The following is a 17,428-nucleotide window of genomic DNA, read 5'->3' on the forward strand; positions in this document are numbered from 1 at the left end:
AAATGTTGACTTTTCTTATATTTATTTTTCCATTTCTTCTCTTTCAGCTTGTTCCTCAGCTAATGTTTTTTGAGGTAAGACTAAGTTTAATGTAAATACTATTATTGTAGCTAATATTACCGGAGAAGAAACAAATATCATTGTAAACCAGTCTGGGAATGTAGAGAAAGCCGCTTTACTAATTTGTGTAACTCCCATACCTAATGCAACTCCAAGTCCAACTATCGTTGAGTTTCTAATAGATAATTCTTCTGAAGTTATTAATTTCATACCACTCATTGTAATTTGAGCAAATACGGAAACTGTAGCTCCCCCAATTACCGCTTGTGGTACTGTAAGCATTAAAGCTCCAAATTTAGGAATAAATGCTGCTACTAAAATAAGTCCTGCTGTTATTTTAAATACCTTTAAACTAACTACCTTAGTCATTGCAACTATACCAACGTTTTGGCTATAAGTTGCCGGAGGTAAAGCACCTATTAAAGAACCTATTGCAGATGCTACTGAGTTAGCTTTAATTCCACCGGAAATCTCCTTATCTGTTGCCTCTCTATCCAAACCACCTATTGTTGTGGAAGATATATCTCCAACTGCTTGCACTGCATTTACTATAAACATTACTACCATAGTAATTACAGCTTCCAATGGAAACTCTAATTTATATGGCATAATCCTTGGGAAATCGAGCCACCTTGATGTTGCAAGGGTGTCGAAGTTAATCATTTTTATTACTTCCCCTGCTTCATTATGCATTGCAGGTAAAAACATGTCGAAACATAAGGCAACAATATAACCTACTACTATACCTACTAAAATTGCAGCTAATTTCAAATATCCTTTAGCAAACATATTACAAATTAATACAACAGCTAAAGTCACTAGTGCTACAACCCAAAATCTCCAGTTACCAAATGGTGGCGCATCTTGTACTCCCGGTGTTCTACCAACATTATTTCCGCCGGCCATGTAATTAAGCGCGACAGAATACAAGGAGAGCCCAATTGTAAGTACTACTGTACCTGATACTATTGGTGGGAAATATTTCCTAATTTTTCCTATTAACATACCTACTATAAAGGCAGCTACAGCACCAGCTAACTGTGCCCCCATTACCGCTTCTATTCCGTAAACTCTACCTATATCATTAAGTACTGGTATATATGAGAAGGAAACCCCTATAATTAACGGTAATTTAGCTCCTACTGTAAGTACCGGTATTAATTGTAAGAAAGTTGCTATTGCAGCTATAAACATACCTGCTTGGATTAAATCTACCTTTTGATCTGCTGTAAAACCATGTTCTGCAGCTAGTGTTCCTGCTAATACTATTGAAGGTAATGTATTACCTACTATCATCGCTAGGAAATGTTGTAATGAAATTGGTAGGCATTTACCAAAACTAGGATTACTATCCATTACAAATAGCGATTCACTTTTGTGTTTTTTCCTTTATCCACTTTTATCCCCCTATTTATTACATAATTACATTTTGTAATTTTAATAAATTGACATAAAACTATAAAGACAATCTAAAAATATGTAATTATAATGTAAAATATTAATAAAATTAAAAATCCTATTTAAAAATCTTATATAAGGTTAGAAACAAAATTATTTCTAACCTTATATTTTTTTGTTACATAAATTTCCAAACTTCAGCAGCTCTTTCAGCTGATCTAGCATGAATTGCATCTACATCAACATTTTGTATTTCTCTGTTTTTCATTACGAATTTACCATTAATCATGTTATCTATAACAAGTCTTCCTGTAAATCCAAATAATGAATGTCCATACCAGTTATTAGCATTAATTGGAGTATGTGGGAAATAATCCAATGTAATTAAATCTGCATAAGCTCCTTTTTCTAACTTACCAACTGGTTTATTATAATATTGAGCTAATATTATAGGGTTGTTTTTAAATTGTGCTTCTATAGCAGGCATAAAACCAACTCCTGGTTTACAAACATTGTGTGATTGTAAAATATTAGCAACTTTTAATGATTCAAACATATCATTAGTATAAGCGTCAGTACCAAGTCCTACTACAATGCCTTCTTCCATCATTTTAATTGTTGGAGGTGCACCTATAGCATTGTTCATGTTTGATTCTGGATTTGTAACTACTTTTGTATTAGTATGTTTTAAAATATCCATTTCAGCTTGGCTTACATGAGCACAGTGAACAGCTAATGTGTTAGGTCCTAACATGTCAAAATCATGAAGTCTATTTACAACTCTTTTACCGTGTTTTTCTAAACATTCGTATTGGTCTTCAATTCCTTCTGCTACGTGAACATGATATCCATCATAAACACCTTCCATTGCTTCTCTTGATTTATATAATGTATCATCTGATACTGTGAAAGAAGCATGAATACCAAATAGACCTTTTACCATGTCGCCTTTATCATCTTCTTGACAAGCTTTTATAAAGTCAACGTTTTCTTTTATTCCTTTTTCAGCTATTTCGATTCCATCTCTATCTGTTACTTCATAGCATAAAGAAGTTCTCATTCCTGTTTCCAATGCAGCTTCTCTTATTGTAAATAAGGAACCTTCTACTGAATTAGGACCAGCATGATGGTCTATTAAAGTTGTAACACCATTTCTAATGGACTCAATATAAGTTGTTAAAGCATTTAATTTAACATCTTCTGTAGTAAGTAATTTATCTAGTCTCCACCATTGATTTTCTAATACAGTATAGAAATCAGTAATTGGTTGGCTTGGTGACATACCTCTACCATATGCACTGTATATATGTGAATGTGCACATATCATACCTGGCATTATTATTTTGCCTTCTACATCTACTATTTCTTCATTTGGGTATTTAGCTTTAATGTCTTCAAATGTACCAATGTCTTCAATAACATTATCCTTTACTAAAACCGCTCCACAATCATAAAAATTGTTATCAGCATCGTTAGTAATAAGAACACCATTTCCTATAATCATTTGTTATCTCCTTTTCAAATGCTTTATTTAAAGTAAAGGATAATGATTTTTTCATTATCCTTTATTTTATTATCTATTTAGCTACTCCTGTTGGAGCCCAGTAGTACTCGTAATTTTCTAATAATGTTTCTAAGAATCTAGTTAATGTATAGGATAATTGTCCATCACCTAATTTATGTTCAATTATATTTCCATTTTCTAGTCTAACTTTAAATGTATCTTCGTTAATTCTTAAGAAACCAACATTTGTTGAGTCTATAAAGTCTGCTTCAGTCCAGAACACAGTAATTTTATCCTTGTATGGTTTACCTGCTGTTGGACAGAATACTGCACAGTTACCACATTCGTTACACATTCCATCAATATGAACTATTTGATGTGGAGTTTTAAATCCTTCTATTTCTATAGCAACATTTGCTCTATTAGGACAAACTTCTGTACAGATTTCACAAATTTGATCACATTTTAAGCAACGTAGTCCTTCTTCTTTTCCTTCTAATGGTCTTTGAAGAACTCCTCTTCTTTCATAAATTACCTTATCGTACTCAGGGAAATCAAATTGTGTAAAGTCGTTTCCTAATCCCTCTTTAGCTAAAATATCTAAAGCTGCGAATTTAGCATCAGCCATACCTTTAACTATTGTAGAAGCTCCTGCTTTACAGTCTCCAATTACATATACATTTTCAACACTTGATTCTCTAGACTCAAGAACTTTAACTCTTCCTCTTTCGTCTAGGTTTAATCCATTAGCTTCAAATGCAGATGTGTCAACTTTAGCTCCTGTTGCACCTATAACTGTATCAACTTCTAATTCTATAAATTCACCAGTTCCTTCTACGGATTTTCTTCCTGATGCATCCCAGTCGCCTAATTTCATCTTTTCACATTTTAAGATCTTTCCATCATAGCTTACTGGAGCTGTTAATTCCAATATAGTAATATTGTCAGCCTTAACATCTTCCACTTCTTCTTGAGTTGCTGGCATGTAGCTTTCTGTTCTTCTATATACTAAAGTAACTTCTTCTACACCTAATTGTCTCTTAGATAATCTTGAACAGTCCATTGCAACGTCTCCTGCTCCAACTACTGCTACTTTTTTACCTAAGTCCATTCCGCCTTCCATTCTCATTTTCCATAAGAAATCTAAAGCGTCTATTGTGTTTTCAGCACCTTCTTTAACAGGAGCAACACCATTTTTCCAAGCACCTGTAGCTACTACAATATAATCATATTCTTTCTTTAATTCTTCATAGCTTTCAGTTACTTCAGTATTAAATCTAAATTCAACACCTTGAGCTTCTGCTATTCTAAAGTCTCTGTTTATTTGTTCGTCAGAAATTCTAAATCTAGGAATAACATGACTAACAATACCATAAGGTTTAGCTAGTTTTTCAAATACTACAACATCCATACCATTTCTTCTTAGGTATGAAGCTGCAGCAACTCCTGAAGGACCAGCACCTATTACAGCTACTTTACTATTGGATTTTATATCTGATGGTTTTATTTCACTAATTAATTTTTCTTGAGCATTATCAGCTGCTATTAATTTCATATCTCTTATTTGTAGAGTTTTTTCATAGTCAACTCTTGTACAGTATTCTTGACAATGGTGACTACAAATTTGACCTAAGATTGTAGGTGCAGTGTTATCATTAGCAATAACTTTAATAGCGTCTTCGTATCTGCCTTCTGCAACTAATTTTAAATACTCAGGTATTTGTTGATTAATTGGACATCCACCATCTTTACATGGAGCTTGGTAACAATCTGTAAGACCTAATTCCTTGTCAGTCTTTCTTGAAGTTACCTTTTCTCTATATAATTTATTATTAACTGGATTAGATTTAACTTCTTCAGCATATTTATTTAATGCTTGGTAATCTATTCCCTTATATTCAGGTGTTAATAAATCTTCTGTTTCTTCTGCTAATTGTTTAAATCTATTGTATCCACCTGGTTTTAATATAGTTGTAGCAACTGTTATTGGTTGGATACCAGTTTTGAATAAATCTCTAATATTTAAACCGTCAGCTCCACCAGAGTAAGCTATTGGTAATTGACCTTTAAATTCATTAGATAATTTTGCTGCTAAACTAATTGATAATGGATATAATGATCTACCTGACATATACATTTCTTCAGAAGGTAATTCATTTCTCTTTGTATCTACTGGACAAGTATTAGTTATTTTTAATCCGAAAGCTAGGCCTTCTTTTTTAGATGTTTCAGTTAATCTTTTAAACATCTCTATTGCATCATCATATTGTAAGTCATTTTTAAAGTGATGATCTGTAAATGAAATGTAGTCAAATCCCATACTATCTAATGTTTTTCTAACATAGTCATAACCTAACATTGTTGGATTACATTTAACAAATGTGTTTAATTTCTTTTCAGTTAATAGATAATGAGAGATTTTTTCTATTTCATCTGCTGGACAACCATGTAAAGTTGATAATGTTATGGATTGACAAATATTTGGAGATATAGCGTCTAAATCACTTGCACCAAATTTTATATAGTTGTTTAAATTGTCATTCAAATATTCCTTACATTCTTTAAAGATAGGAGTATTTGAAGCATCCTTCAACCCTTCTATGTAGTTATCTACTTTTTCCGACTTTATACCTGCTAAGTCATAACCTACTGACATATTATAAGCAAAATCCTTGTAGTCTGCTAAATCTAATTCTTTAGCTAAAACTTGAATTGCAAAATATGCTTTTGTATATTCTTCAAATGCTTGTTGTACAGTTAACTCAGTTGACCACTCACAGTTATAGCATTCGTCTTCAGCAAATATACATGGTCTAGCAACTGCATTTTGAATTTCTTCACCATCCATAATTTGAACAGTTTTAATTTCCATAAATCTAGCGCCAGTTAAATAGGAAGCTATTATATTTTGTGCTAATTGAGATTGTGGACCTGCAGCTGGACCAACAGCTGAACCCATTTTATCCCCTAAAACTGTTGTAATATATGTTCCTTTTTCATTTCTATAAAATTTATCTTTGTGTATACCAAAAATTGTGTTTTGACTCTTGTACTCATTTCTACACCATTCCATAAGTTCTTTGAAAGGTATAGGTCTCATAAATTCACTCATTTTCTACCCCCTATAATTTCTGCTTATTTCGCAGTTATCCATGTTCCAGTCTTTCCTTCAAGACCTTCTTGTGCTTTTTCCAATGATGTTATTAATGATTTTCTTCCTTCTTTTGATTCAGCAAATTCCATTGCTGCTTCAACTTTTGGCAACATTGATCCAGGAGCAAATTCATTATTTCCAATATGAACATTAGCTTCTTCTATATTCATTGAAGATAACCACTCTTGTTCTGGTGTACCAAATTTAATAGCAACTTTTTCTACAGCAGTTAGAACTATAAAATTATCAGCCTCTACTTGTTGTGCCATAACACAGCTTGCAAAGTCCTTGTCTATAACAGCTCCTACTCCTCTTAAGTGATTTCCTTCTTCTACTACTGGAATTCCACCACCACCACAAGCTATTACTACTTGGCCTGCGTCTAATATAGCTTTAATTGTATCGATTTCAACAATGCTTACTGGTTTTGGAGATGCTACTACTCTTCTATATCCTCTACCTGCATCTTCTTTTACAATCATTCCTCTTTTTGTTGCTTCTTCTGCCTCAATTTCATTCATAAATGGTCCAATTGGTTTTGTTGGATTCTGAAATGCTGGGTCTTTTTCATCAACTACTACTTGAGTAATAACAGATGTTACTGTTTTATTAATTCCCCTATTGCGTAACTCTTCTCTTAAAGCGTTCTGTAAATCGTATCCAATATATGCTTGACTCATTGCAACACACATAGATAGTGGCATGTACGGATATTTAGGGTCTATTTTTCCATACTCTGTGAAAGCGTTATTTATCATTCCAACTTGAGGCCCATTTCCATGAGCAATAACAACTTCATTGCCTGCTTCAATTAAATCTGCAATAGCCTTAGACGTTTGTTTTACAGCTTCCATTTGGCTAGCTAAATCGTCGCCTAATGCATTTCCTCCTAGTGCTAATACTACTCTATTTCCCATATTTCCTCCTGAAAAACTAAACTGAATATATCCCCGTTAGGATATATTCAGTTTTTTAAATTTTAATAAGTTCTTATTATCTATGGTTTTCTACATATATAGTTGGTAATGCTGCATAAACTGCTGCACAAGTAACTAAATCTTGTTTCCAAGTAATTTCATTTGGAGCATGAGCTTGATCTTCAGCACCTGGTCCAAAACCAATTGTTGGAATATTATGTCTACCCATTGTAGCAACACCATTTGTAGAGAATGTCCATTTGTCTGTTAATGGTCTAGCTGCTCTTTTTTCTATTTCTTTTTCAGCTTTAGGTGGAGCAATTCTCTTATCTCCATAAAGACCTTTGTGAGCTTCTTCTAATGCTTTTGTTACTTTGTGATCTTCAGGAATTACCCAAGTTGGGAAATAACATTCTTGCTCATATGATAAGCCTGTCCATGAAGGTCTACTGTATTTGTACATAGTAACCTTAGCACCATGTTTTTTAGCTGATGGAAGATCTTCTATTTCTTTAATACATGATTCCCAAGTTTCACCAGCAGTCATTCTTCTATCTAATGAGATTGAACATGAATCTGCAACAGCACATCTTGATGGTGAAGTATAGAATATTTGAGAAGTAGTTACAGTTCCTCTTCCTAAGAAGTTAGCTTCTTTCCATTCTGGGTTGTATTTTTCATCTAACATTTTAACTAAACCTTTTATTTCTACACTGTCATCAGCTGGGTTTTCGTTAAGTTGTTCGATTTCTTTAAGAATGTCAGCCATTTTGTAAATAGCATTGTCTCCTCTTTCTGGAGCTGAACCGTGACTTGAAACTCCTTCAACGTCTACTCTTATTTCCATTCTACCTCTTTGTCCTCTATAGATACCACCATCTGTTGGTTCTGTAGATACTACAAACTCAGGTTTGATATTTTCTTGTTCTATCATATATAACCAGCAGTTTCCGTCACAGTCTTCTTCTTGAACTGTTCCAGTAACTAATGCTGTATATTCATCTGAAAGCATGTCTAAATCTTTCATTATTTTAGCGCCATAAACAGCTGATACTATTCCACCTAATTGGTCAGAAGTTCCTCTACCACCAATCTCAGTATCATTTTCGTATCCTTCAACTGGATCGAATTTCCAGTTATCTTTGTTACCAATTCCAACTGTATCTATATGAGCGTCAAAAGCTATAAGGCTTTTTCCTGTTCCCATTTCTCCTAATACATTACCTTGTCCGTCAATCCAAGCCTTAGTAAAGCCTAGTTTTTCCATTTCTTCTTTTATTCTCTTAGCTCTAGGTCCTTCTTCACAGCTTTCGCCATATAAGTATACTAAATCTCTAAGGAATTTGTTCATATCTTCTGCATAACCTTCAGCTGCTGCTTGAATCTTTTTAAAATCTACTGCCATTTATTAAATACCTCCTTGATATTTTGAAAATTATTTAAATTTAACTTATATACTATTTTAGTTTACTATCTAGCTAATCTTGCTTTGTTTTGATCCAATAATTTTTGTAACATTTCTTCTGGATTCTTAACTTTTTGCATGAACATCATAGCTGCTATTATATATGGTTTATAGCTTGCTTCTTTATATAGAGGTATTCTATATCTATCAAATACTGATTCATCAACTTCACCTAACTCACAGCTTAATCCTGTAATGTCAGCTGGTAAGCAGTGCATGTATAAAGCTTTACCATCTTTAGTTAATTTCATCATTTCTTCTGTACAAGCCCAATCAGTATGGTCAGCATTTTGTTTTAATAACTCTTGCTCTAATTCATCAATACCTTTTTGGTCTCCTTCACCATATAATATAGTTCTTTTTTCCATTGCTGCGAAAGGTGCCCAGCTCTTTGGATATACTATATCAGCATCTTTGAAAGCTTCTTCCATTGAGTTTGTCTTAGTGAATTTTCCACCGTATTTTTCAGCATTTGCTTTTGCTACTTCTTCAACTTCTGGCATTATTTCATATCCTTCTGGATGTGCTAAAACTACTTCCATGCCGAATCTTGTCATAAGTCCAGCAATACCTTGTGGTACTGATAATGGTTTACCGTATGAAGGAGAGTAAGCCCAAGTCATAGCAATTTTTTTACCTTTTAAGTTTTCAATTCCACCAAATTCATGAATAATGTGTAACATATCTGACATTGATTGTGTTGGATGGTCAATATCACATTGTAGGTTTACAATTGTTGGTCTTTGTTCTAGTACGCCATCTTTGTATCCTTCTTCAACATAGTTTGCAACATTTACTTGGTAAGTATGTCCTTTACCAATATACATGTCATCTCTTATTCCAATAACGTCAGCCATAAATGAAATCATGTTAGAAGTTTCTTTAACTGTTTCACCATGAGCTATTTGAGATTTACCTTCATCTAAATCTTGTATTTCTAAACCTAATAAGTTACAAGCTGATGAGAAAGAGAATCTTGTTCTAGTTGAGTTATCTCTAAATAAAGAAATTCCTAAACCTGAATCAAATATTTTTGTACTAATATTGTTTTCTCTTAAATATCTTAAAGCGTCTGCTACTGCAAAAATTGCTTCTAGTTCATCTTGAGTTTTGTCCCAAGTTAAAAAGAAGTCATCTTGGTATAAGTTAGAATAATCTAACCCTTTAAGTTTTTCCATCAATTCATTAAAATTAGTGTTCATTAAACCCTCTCCTTGTTTTGTTTTTATTTATAATTAATTTTAAATTAATCCACATATTTGTTATTTGTTCTCTATAATATAAAATCTATGTTTTATTTATTTTTTTAAATTTTCATCATTTGGATATAAACCATTCCAAACTAATTGTCTATATCTTAATGCATCTGTGTTTCCTTCAGTACTTATACATAAAACTACTGAATCTTCATTTAAACCAATTGTTTCTTTGATTTCTTGTAAATCATCTCTATACATTAATTGAGAAACTACTCCCATTGTAACTGCTCCTGATTCTCCAGATATAACTTTTGGATCACCTTTTAGTGGGTTACCTAAAATTCTCATACCATGAGCTGCTGCTGAGTCAGGTACTGATAAGAAATGAGTAGCATATGATCTTATAACATCCCATCCTATAGTACATGGTTCACCACAAGCAAGACCAGCCATTATTGTAGGCATACTTCCTGTTACAAAAGTAATTCCACCTTCTTTTGCAGATCTGAAAATACAGTCAGCTTGATTTGGTTCTACTATTGTTACTATTGGTCTATCGTCTCCGTATACAGATGCAAAGAAACCAGTTACTGCTGATGCCATTGAGCCTACTCCAGCTTGTAAGAACACATGTGTTGGTTTTGAAGCTGCTAAAGTTAATTGTAAGTATGCTTCATAAGCCATTGTTAAATAACCTTGCATTATCCAAGTAGGAATATCTTCATAGCCTTCCCACGCTGTATCTTGAACCATTATCCAGCCTTTTTCTTCAGCCATTTGATTAGCATGTCTTACACAATCATCATAGTTTCCTTCAAGAATTTCACATACAGCATTTTCTGCTCTTATATTTTCCGCTCTTTCCTGTGTACTTCCCTTAGGCATATACACAACAGCTTTTTGTTTTAATTGATTAGCAGTCCAAGCAACCCCTCTTCCATGGTTACCATCAGTAGCTGTTACAAATGTTAATTCTCCAATTTTTTCTCTTATTTCGTCAGATATAAGCACTTCATATGGAAGTTCGTCAACTGACATTCCTAATTTATTTGCTATATATTTTACTACAGCGTAACTTCCGCCTAGTACTTTAAAAGCGTTTAAACCAAATCTAAATGATTCATCCTTTAAAAATATATCTTTAACTCCTAAATATTTCGCTAAATTTTTTAAACGATGTAATGGTGTTGGTTCATATTGTTCAAAACTCGAATGAAATTTTGCTGTTTGTTTAGCAACTCTTTCACTCAAGAAAGTTAATGATGCCTTGTTATCCTTGTTTTCTAAGCTTGCAATTTGATAAGTACTTTGCATTTTCCCATCCTTTCTTATAATTCAACTATATTAATATACTTTCATCAATTATTTGTACCAATTACTTAGCACAATTTCCAATAACTATCTTACGCCATATTAAGGAAATAAGCAATAGCATTTCAAATTTTAAGCTACGGATATCGATTTCCTATACCAATATTACACCATACTAGCATTTTTTTGTCAATTTGTTTATCAAAATGATAATATAAAACGTTGAAATATACCAGTCTGTAAGTTTTTTATTTTTACAGCTCTTACAATTTCCCTTTTTATCATATTGATAAAAATCCTAATTTTTATTAGGTTTTCCTATAATTGCTACAGTAAGCTAATAAGGCTAGTATTATTGCTCTTTATTACTATAATAAATTATAATTATTTTGATTTAAATAAAAAAAGGCCGTATACAAACGACCTTAATTTAAAAATCTATAATTTTCTATATAATGTTGCAATACCTATTCCTAAGGCTTTTGCTGCTTTTTTCTTTCCTTCTGTAGTATCACCATATATTTCAATAGCTTTTTCTATTTCCTTCTTTTCCAAGCTAGCTAAGGTTGATATTTTCATCTCTTCAATTTTTCGCTTTTCATTTATACCTATAATATTCTTAGGAATTGAGTTAACGCTTATTATTCCATCTTCCATCATATTAACCATATATTCAACTGAATTTTCCAATTCCCTAACATTGCCAGGCCAACTATAGTTTTTTAAAATATCCAATGCATCATCTTCTATTTTATAAAAGTTTTTACTAAACTGTTTTCTATAGTAATCTAGGAAATAATATATTAATTCTTCAATATCCTCTTTTCTCTCTCTTAAAGGTGAAATATATAATGGTATAACATTTAATCTATAGTAAAGATCTTCCCTAAATTTATTTTCCGCTATTAATTTTCTTAGGTCTTTATTAGTTGCTGCTATAATCCTTATATTTAAAGGAATTACTTGATTAGAGCCTATTCTCGTAACTTTTTTATCCTGTATTACCCTTAATAGTTTAGATTGTAAGTATAGAGGTACTGCGTCTATTTCATCTAAAAAAATTACCCCATTATTAGCAAGTTCAAATTTTCCTATTTTACCATTTGAATTATCCCCAGAGAATACTCCCTTTACATATCCAAATAATTCCCTTTCTAAGGCATCTTCCGGTATGGCAGCACAGTTAATAGTTACAAATCTTTTATTGGCCCTATCTGAACTTTGCCATATTGCTGCTGCAACCATTTCTTTTCCCGTTCCACTTTCTCCATTTACTAAAACCGTAGAATCGGATTTTGCTATTTTAACTAAACTTTTCTTTAAATTTAAGGTTTTTTTACTTTTTCCTATTATATTTTCAATTTTTTTAGCACTTATAGTTGAGGTCATGGCATATAAATTAGATTGTACTTGCTTCATGTCCCTAAATAAAAGTACCTTATCATATATAGGATTTTCTGGAACCTTAAATATATTTCCTATTACCGTGTTTATATTTTCACCTATTCTAATTACATATTCCTTATTATTATTAATCATGTCTCCTGTAGGCTGAATAAGAATTCTTTCATTGGCAATTATCCTATTGATTTTCAATTGTTTTTTTGCTGATCTATTAATGGTATTAATCTTTCCTTCATTGTTAATTATAACTGCACCTTCGTCCATATTTCTAATAATAATCTCCAACATGGACACCATTGCCTGTTTATCTTTATCTTCCTCATATTCTAAGGCTTTTAAAGTAATAAATTCTGCAATTTGCTCAAGTAGTTCTTTGTATTTTTCTACATGCTTTCCAATTTCTACTTTAGATTTTTTACTACTACTAATCATGCCTATGACACCTATAACATTTGTCCCTAGTATTATAGGAGTAGTTATTTCTATATTTTCAGCCTTGTCAATATCAACATTTGCAATTGATATTTGAGGTTTTCCGGTTTTTAATGTCTCTATGAATATTCTTCTATTTGAAACTTGTTTATTATCTAATATTCCCTTTGTGAATATACCACTACCGGTAATTCTTCTTAATTTATAGTCAACTATTTCAACATCTACTTCTACCATTTCAGTTATTATTTTTACATATTTTTCTATAAATTCTTTAAGTGCATCTAATCTAAACATATAAACTCTCTCTAACTAAAATTCTAATTCATCTAAAAGACTATTCATCTTTTCATTCATCTCTTTAACAATGTATTCGTATTTTTCAATAATTTCCTCACCGTCTTCTGTTAACTTGGAACCGCCACCTTTTACTCCACCTATTTCTCTATAAAGAAGTTTTTTATCCAATGCTTTTTCACAGCTTTTTATTACATTAAATGCCTTACTGTAGGACATACCCATTTCTTTTGCAGCTTTGTTTAAAGAACCCAGTTCCTTTACCTTTAACAATAAAGTATAAGGACCTTTTCCGAAAAATTTTTTTTCATCTTCATTTTCTAAAATTATTCTTACAATTCCCTCTGCCTTCATTAATCTCCTCCATTTAGTTTTTCTTTAATTTCCAAATACCAATTTGGATATACCGTATTAAAGTCATCATAGTATTCTGAAAGTTCTTGAATTTTTAATTTTGCTACCTCACAATTTACCTTATCAAATTTTTTAAATTCCGTTCCAAAGGTTTCTATAATTGTATATAGGGCTATGGTTTTAAAGAAAAGTCTATTTGGTCTTCCTAAAAAATATCCATCAATAATCCCTGCAGAATAAGCTTCATCTTTATAATAATTAATATTTATATCCTTAAATTCAAAAAACGGATCCGCCTCTACAATTCCCTGTACTCCAAATAAATACACTTTTCCACTTTCATCTATAGGAATATCTCGTAGATTATTAAAAGAAAAAATTTCTATTGCTTCCCTATCCTTAATTAAATAACTAAATTGTTTTACATAATCAAGTAGTATATAATCTTTTTTTCCAATGTAATCACATAGATAATACTCATGAAATACATTTCTAATTTTATGACTATAATTTTTTACCCAATTATCATTTTTTATCGGTTTCGACAATTCATGGTAATCCCGTATTGTTTCTCCAATATAATAGCCAAGCTTATAGTTATCCTTATTAGTTTCATATCTTTTTATACCATTAATATAATCCGTTATTCTATAGGTTAAGCCTAGTTCATCAATTTTACCTACTTCAAGTATAGGATATAATTTTCTTCCCTCTTCTATTAGAATATCTATTTTTTTCTTTTTATCTACTATGCTATTATAGGAATCCTTTGAAAAAACCCTTATTGTATATTTTTTCTCATCATCTATAGACACAACATAAATATCTTCTGTAGATTTTGAAATTTTAAAACCAGAATTAAAATCTTTAAAAAAGTCTAAATTTTTAATATAATCTAAATTTTCCATTTTTTCTCCTAAAATTTATCATTTTAATAATTACCTTTATTTTAACATATTCCTCTTAATATAAACATATTATTTAGGATTTTTAGTTTAATTAGCAGAAATTAATTGACACAAATTGTTATAGAAGTTAAAATTGATTTAATTAGATTAAACTATATAGGAAAATGTTTTATCTAAATTGTTTTTTGTTTATAATAATTATTAGAGAGGATGGTTTAATGCAAGAATTTTCTTATATTCCGCAAAGTAAAGACAAAGATTTTAACATGAAGGGTTCTATTGAATTTTTTACTGTAGAAGAAATTCAAAGGGCTCTAAATTTCCACAAAAGCTTTCCATCTTTTGAGGAAACCGATTTAGTGGTTTTAAACGACCGCTCAAAAGAGCTAGGATTGTCCAATATATATGTAAAGGATGAATCTTCCAGATTTGGTATTAACTCCTTTAAAGGACTTGGTGCTAGTTGGGCTATGGGCAATTATATAGCAGAGAAACTTAATATACCTATTGAAGATCTACCTTATGAAAGAATGGTATCAGATGAAATTAGAGAAAAACTAGGAAAGGTAACTTTTGCAAGTTGTACTGATGGTAACCACGGTAGAGGAGTAGCATGGGTAGGACAAATGTTACAACAAGATGTTAAAATTTTCATGCCTAAAGGTTCTGGTTCAGACAGGGTAAAAAATATAGAGGCTCTAGGAGCTGAGGTAACTGTTACAGATTTAAACTATGACGATACTATAAGATATGTAATGGATGAAGCTGACAAAAACGGTTGGGTAATTGTACAAGACACTTCCTGGGACGGATATGTTGATATTCCTAAATGGATTATGCAAGGTTATGCTGCTTTAGTTTTAGAAGCCTACCAACAAATAGAAAGGGACAACCTTCCAAAACCAACTCATGTATTCTTACAAGCAGGTGTTGGAGCAATGGCCGGTGGCGCTTGTGGTTTAATTACAAATCTATTAAAGGAAAATATGCCTAAAACAATTATTGTTGAGCCTAATGAAGCAGCTGCATTTTTTAAATCTGCAAAAGCAAGTGATGGTGAAAGACATTTCGTAACTGGTAGTATGCCTACAATAATGGCAGGTCTTGCTTGTGGAGAACCTGGAATTATAGCCTGGGATGTTATAGCTGAATTTGCTGATGGCTATATCAGATGTCCTGACTGGATTTCAGCTAATGGTATGAGATTATCCGCTACTCCTGTTGGTAATGATAAAGGTTTTGTTTCAGGTGAATCTGCAGGTGTATCCTATGGATTGACCAACGAATTAATGATAAACGATGATTTAAAAGATATTAAGGAACAAATAGGATTAGATGAAAACTCCGTAGTATTATGTATTAGTACTGAAGGAGATACAGATGTTAAAGCCTACCAAGATATAGTTTGGTATGGAAAAATAAATAAATATTAATATTATTTAAGGAGAGGGAAAGAAATGTTTGATTTAATTGATTTAACCATTAATGAAGAAAAAAGAAGAGAAGTAGCAAAATATGCTAAGGATAGAGGCATAAAAATACCTACTTTAGCACAAATGAAAGACCCTTCAAAAATACCTGCTGAGGTTAAAGAAAAACTTAAAGATGTTGGTTTATGGGATATTAACCCACTAAATCTATATAGAATTTCTTGGAAAAATGAGCCAAAGGATAAAGGTGGACTTTACCAAGAGCTTCCAAACTTTATAGAAATTCCTTCTGAAGTTTCAGGTATTAAAGCTAAAATCCTATTTATGTCCGGTAAATATTTCCCAACTGGCTGCCATAAAGTAGGAGCAAGTTATGCATGTTTAGTTCCAAGACTAGTTACAGGGCAATTTGACCCTAAAACACAGGAAGCAGTATGGCCTTCAACTGGAAACTACTGTAGAGGTGGAGCTTATAACGCAGCATTACTAGGATGTAAATCTATTGCAATTTTACCAGAAAACATGAGTAGAGAAAGATTTGACTGGCTACAAGATTTAATTGACACTTACGGCGGGGAAATTTTTGCTACTACTGGTTCAGAATCAAACGTTAAAGAAATATATGATAAAACATGGGAGTTACGTGCTGAAAGAGGAGACGGTGTTGTTATATTCAATCAATTTGGAGAACTAGGTAACCACTTATGGCATTATGAAATTACCGGTGAAGCAATGAACGACCTATTCCTATCCTATAAGGCTAAGGATGAAAAAGCTAACCTATTTGGCGTTAACTTAAACTCGGGTTCTGGTGGAAGTTTAGGTGCTGGAGATAAATTAAAAGACCTCTACCCTAATATTAAAATAACCGCTTCCGAAGCTTTACAATGTCCTACATTGTTAGACAATGGATTTGGCGACCATAGAATAGAGGGAATTGGTGACAAACACGTACCATGGGTACATAATGTTAAAAACACCGACGTAGTTACTGCAATTGATGATGAAGATGCTGTTTCTTTCTTTAGAATATTAAATGATCCTGCTGGACATGAATACTTTAGAAGTTTAGGCGTTGACGAAGAAACTATAAGTAAATTCCAATATATAGGAATTTCCGGTGCTGCTAATATTATTTCAGCTATAAAAGTTGCTAAATACTTTGAAGTAACTGAAAATGATTATTTCGTTACAGTTGGTACCGACTCTGCAGTAATGTACCAATCAAGATTGGAAGAATACGAAGCTGAAAGAGGAAAATTAGACCTTGAACAAGTAAAATTAGATCATCATGTTCATGTTTTAGGACTTAAAACAGATAATATGATTGAATTAAGATACACTGACAAGAAGAGAATTCATAACTTAAAATATTATACTTGGGTAGAGCAACAAGGAAAATCTGCTGAAGAACTTAATGCCCAATGGTATGACTATGACAACTATTGGACAAGACTTCACAAAATGGGACCTGATTTCGATAGAGTAATTGATGAATTCAACGCATTAATAGATGAAGTATAATATTTAATTTCAGTATATTAAAATTAGTTTTTTAAACTATCCTTTCCCGAGTAGAATTATCCATTATCTAC

General features: G+C 32.0%; 12 protein-coding genes. 2 read left to right on the forward strand and 10 right to left on the reverse strand.

Going from position 1 to position 17,428, the window contains the following annotated elements; translation table 11 throughout:
- Nucleotides 1–21: 21 nt before the first annotated feature.
- The 10 genes from WAO56_RS09480 to WAO56_RS09525 all read right to left on the reverse strand — a co-directional run bounded on the left by WAO56_RS09480 (nt 22) and on the right by WAO56_RS09525 (nt 14,403).
- Nucleotides 22–1,416: a uracil-xanthine permease family protein gene (locus tag WAO56_RS09480; protein WP_422142842.1), complete on the reverse strand. Its 1,395-nt coding sequence runs from the start codon at nt 1,414–1,416 to the stop codon at nt 22–24.
- A 220-nt stretch (nt 1,417–1,636) separates the two neighbouring features.
- A complete protein-coding gene (ssnA, locus tag WAO56_RS09485; protein WP_422142843.1) occupies nt 1,637–2,962 on the reverse strand; it encodes a putative aminohydrolase SsnA in 1,326 nt (441 codons plus the stop codon).
- A gap of 73 nt (nt 2,963–3,035) precedes the next feature.
- Complete coding sequence (gene ygfK, locus WAO56_RS09490) at nt 3,036–6,074, reverse strand: putative selenate reductase subunit YgfK (protein ID WP_422142844.1); 3,039 nt, start codon at nt 6,072–6,074, stop codon at nt 3,036–3,038.
- A gap of 23 nt (nt 6,075–6,097) precedes the next feature.
- Nucleotides 6,098–7,033 (reverse strand): carbamate kinase, encoded by a 936-nt coding sequence (gene arcC, locus WAO56_RS09495; RefSeq protein ID WP_422142845.1) that lies wholly within the window; start codon nt 7,031–7,033, stop codon nt 6,098–6,100.
- Between the two features lie 76 nt (nt 7,034–7,109).
- On the reverse strand, nt 7,110–8,438 hold the full coding sequence (locus WAO56_RS09500) for a YgeY family selenium metabolism-linked hydrolase (protein WP_422142846.1): 1,329 nt from the start codon (nt 8,436–8,438) through the stop codon (nt 7,110–7,112).
- Nucleotides 8,439–8,503: 65 nt separating this feature from the next.
- The gene (ygeW, locus tag WAO56_RS09505) at nt 8,504–9,700 is read right to left on the reverse strand and encodes a knotted carbamoyltransferase YgeW (protein ID WP_422142847.1); all 1,197 of its coding nucleotides are present in this window, start codon (nt 9,698–9,700) and stop codon (nt 8,504–8,506) included.
- Between the two features lie 96 nt (nt 9,701–9,796).
- A complete protein-coding gene (gene dpaL, locus WAO56_RS09510; RefSeq protein WP_422142848.1) occupies nt 9,797–11,011 on the reverse strand; it encodes a diaminopropionate ammonia-lyase in 1,215 nt (404 codons plus the stop codon).
- A 435-nt stretch (nt 11,012–11,446) separates the two neighbouring features.
- A complete protein-coding gene (locus WAO56_RS09515) occupies nt 11,447–13,141 on the reverse strand; it encodes a sigma-54 interaction domain-containing protein (protein ID WP_422142849.1) in 1,695 nt (564 codons plus the stop codon).
- A 15-nt stretch (nt 13,142–13,156) separates the two neighbouring features.
- Nucleotides 13,157–13,495, reverse strand: coding sequence for a winged helix-turn-helix domain-containing protein (locus WAO56_RS09520; protein ID WP_422142850.1), 339 nt, complete (start codon nt 13,493–13,495; stop codon nt 13,157–13,159).
- The gene (locus WAO56_RS09525; RefSeq protein ID WP_422142851.1) at nt 13,495–14,403 is read right to left on the reverse strand and encodes a hypothetical protein; all 909 of its coding nucleotides are present in this window, start codon (nt 14,401–14,403) and stop codon (nt 13,495–13,497) included. Before WAO56_RS09525 ends, WAO56_RS09520 begins: the two co-directional genes overlap by 1 nt.
- 218 nt (nt 14,404–14,621) lie before the next feature.
- On the opposite strand from WAO56_RS09525, the gene dpaL (WAO56_RS09530) reads away from it, so the two are divergent.
- Both dpaL (WAO56_RS09530) and WAO56_RS09535 read left to right on the forward strand, forming a co-directional pair.
- Nucleotides 14,622–15,836 (forward strand): diaminopropionate ammonia-lyase, encoded by a 1,215-nt coding sequence (dpaL, locus tag WAO56_RS09530; protein WP_422142852.1) that lies wholly within the window; start codon nt 14,622–14,624, stop codon nt 15,834–15,836.
- 24 nt (nt 15,837–15,860) lie between these two features.
- Nucleotides 15,861–17,357: a pyridoxal-phosphate dependent enzyme gene (locus WAO56_RS09535; protein ID WP_422142853.1), complete on the forward strand. Its 1,497-nt coding sequence runs from the start codon at nt 15,861–15,863 to the stop codon at nt 17,355–17,357.
- The last annotated feature ends 71 nt before the right edge of the window (nt 17,358–17,428 follow it).

It is taken from the genome of Miniphocaeibacter sp. (genome assembly GCF_049276255.1).
Classification (GTDB): Bacteria; Bacillota; Clostridia; order Tissierellales; family Peptoniphilaceae; genus Miniphocaeibacter.

Bases quoted from the DNA above. Each gene is read 5' to 3' on its own strand.
- WAO56_RS09480 (WP_422142842.1), bottom strand. From the start codon at position 1,416: ATGGATAGTAATCCTAGTTTTGGTAAATGCCTACCAATTTCATTACAA.
- ssnA (WP_422142843.1), bottom strand. From the start codon at position 2,962: ATGATTATAGGAAATGGTGTTCTTATTACTAACGATGCTGATAACAAT.
- ygfK (WP_422142844.1), bottom strand. From the start codon at position 6,074: ATGAGTGAATTTATGAGACCTATACCTTTCAAAGAACTTATGGAATGG.
- arcC (WP_422142845.1), bottom strand. From the start codon at position 7,033: ATGGGAAATAGAGTAGTATTAGCACTAGGAGGAAATGCATTAGGCGAC.
- WAO56_RS09500 (WP_422142846.1), bottom strand. From the start codon at position 8,438: ATGGCAGTAGATTTTAAAAAGATTCAAGCAGCAGCTGAAGGTTATGCA.
- ygeW (WP_422142847.1), bottom strand. From the start codon at position 9,700: ATGAACACTAATTTTAATGAATTGATGGAAAAACTTAAAGGGTTAGAT.
- dpaL (WP_422142848.1), bottom strand. From the start codon at position 11,011: ATGCAAAGTACTTATCAAATTGCAAGCTTAGAAAACAAGGATAACAAG.
- WAO56_RS09515 (WP_422142849.1), bottom strand. From the start codon at position 13,141: ATGTTTAGATTAGATGCACTTAAAGAATTTATAGAAAAATATGTAAAA.
- WAO56_RS09520 (WP_422142850.1), bottom strand. From the start codon at position 13,495: ATGAAGGCAGAGGGAATTGTAAGAATAATTTTAGAAAATGAAGATGAA.
- WAO56_RS09525 (WP_422142851.1), bottom strand. From the start codon at position 14,403: ATGGAAAATTTAGATTATATTAAAAATTTAGACTTTTTTAAAGATTTT.
- dpaL (WP_422142852.1), top strand. From the start codon at position 14,622: ATGCAAGAATTTTCTTATATTCCGCAAAGTAAAGACAAAGATTTTAAC.
- WAO56_RS09535 (WP_422142853.1), top strand. From the start codon at position 15,861: ATGTTTGATTTAATTGATTTAACCATTAATGAAGAAAAAAGAAGAGAA.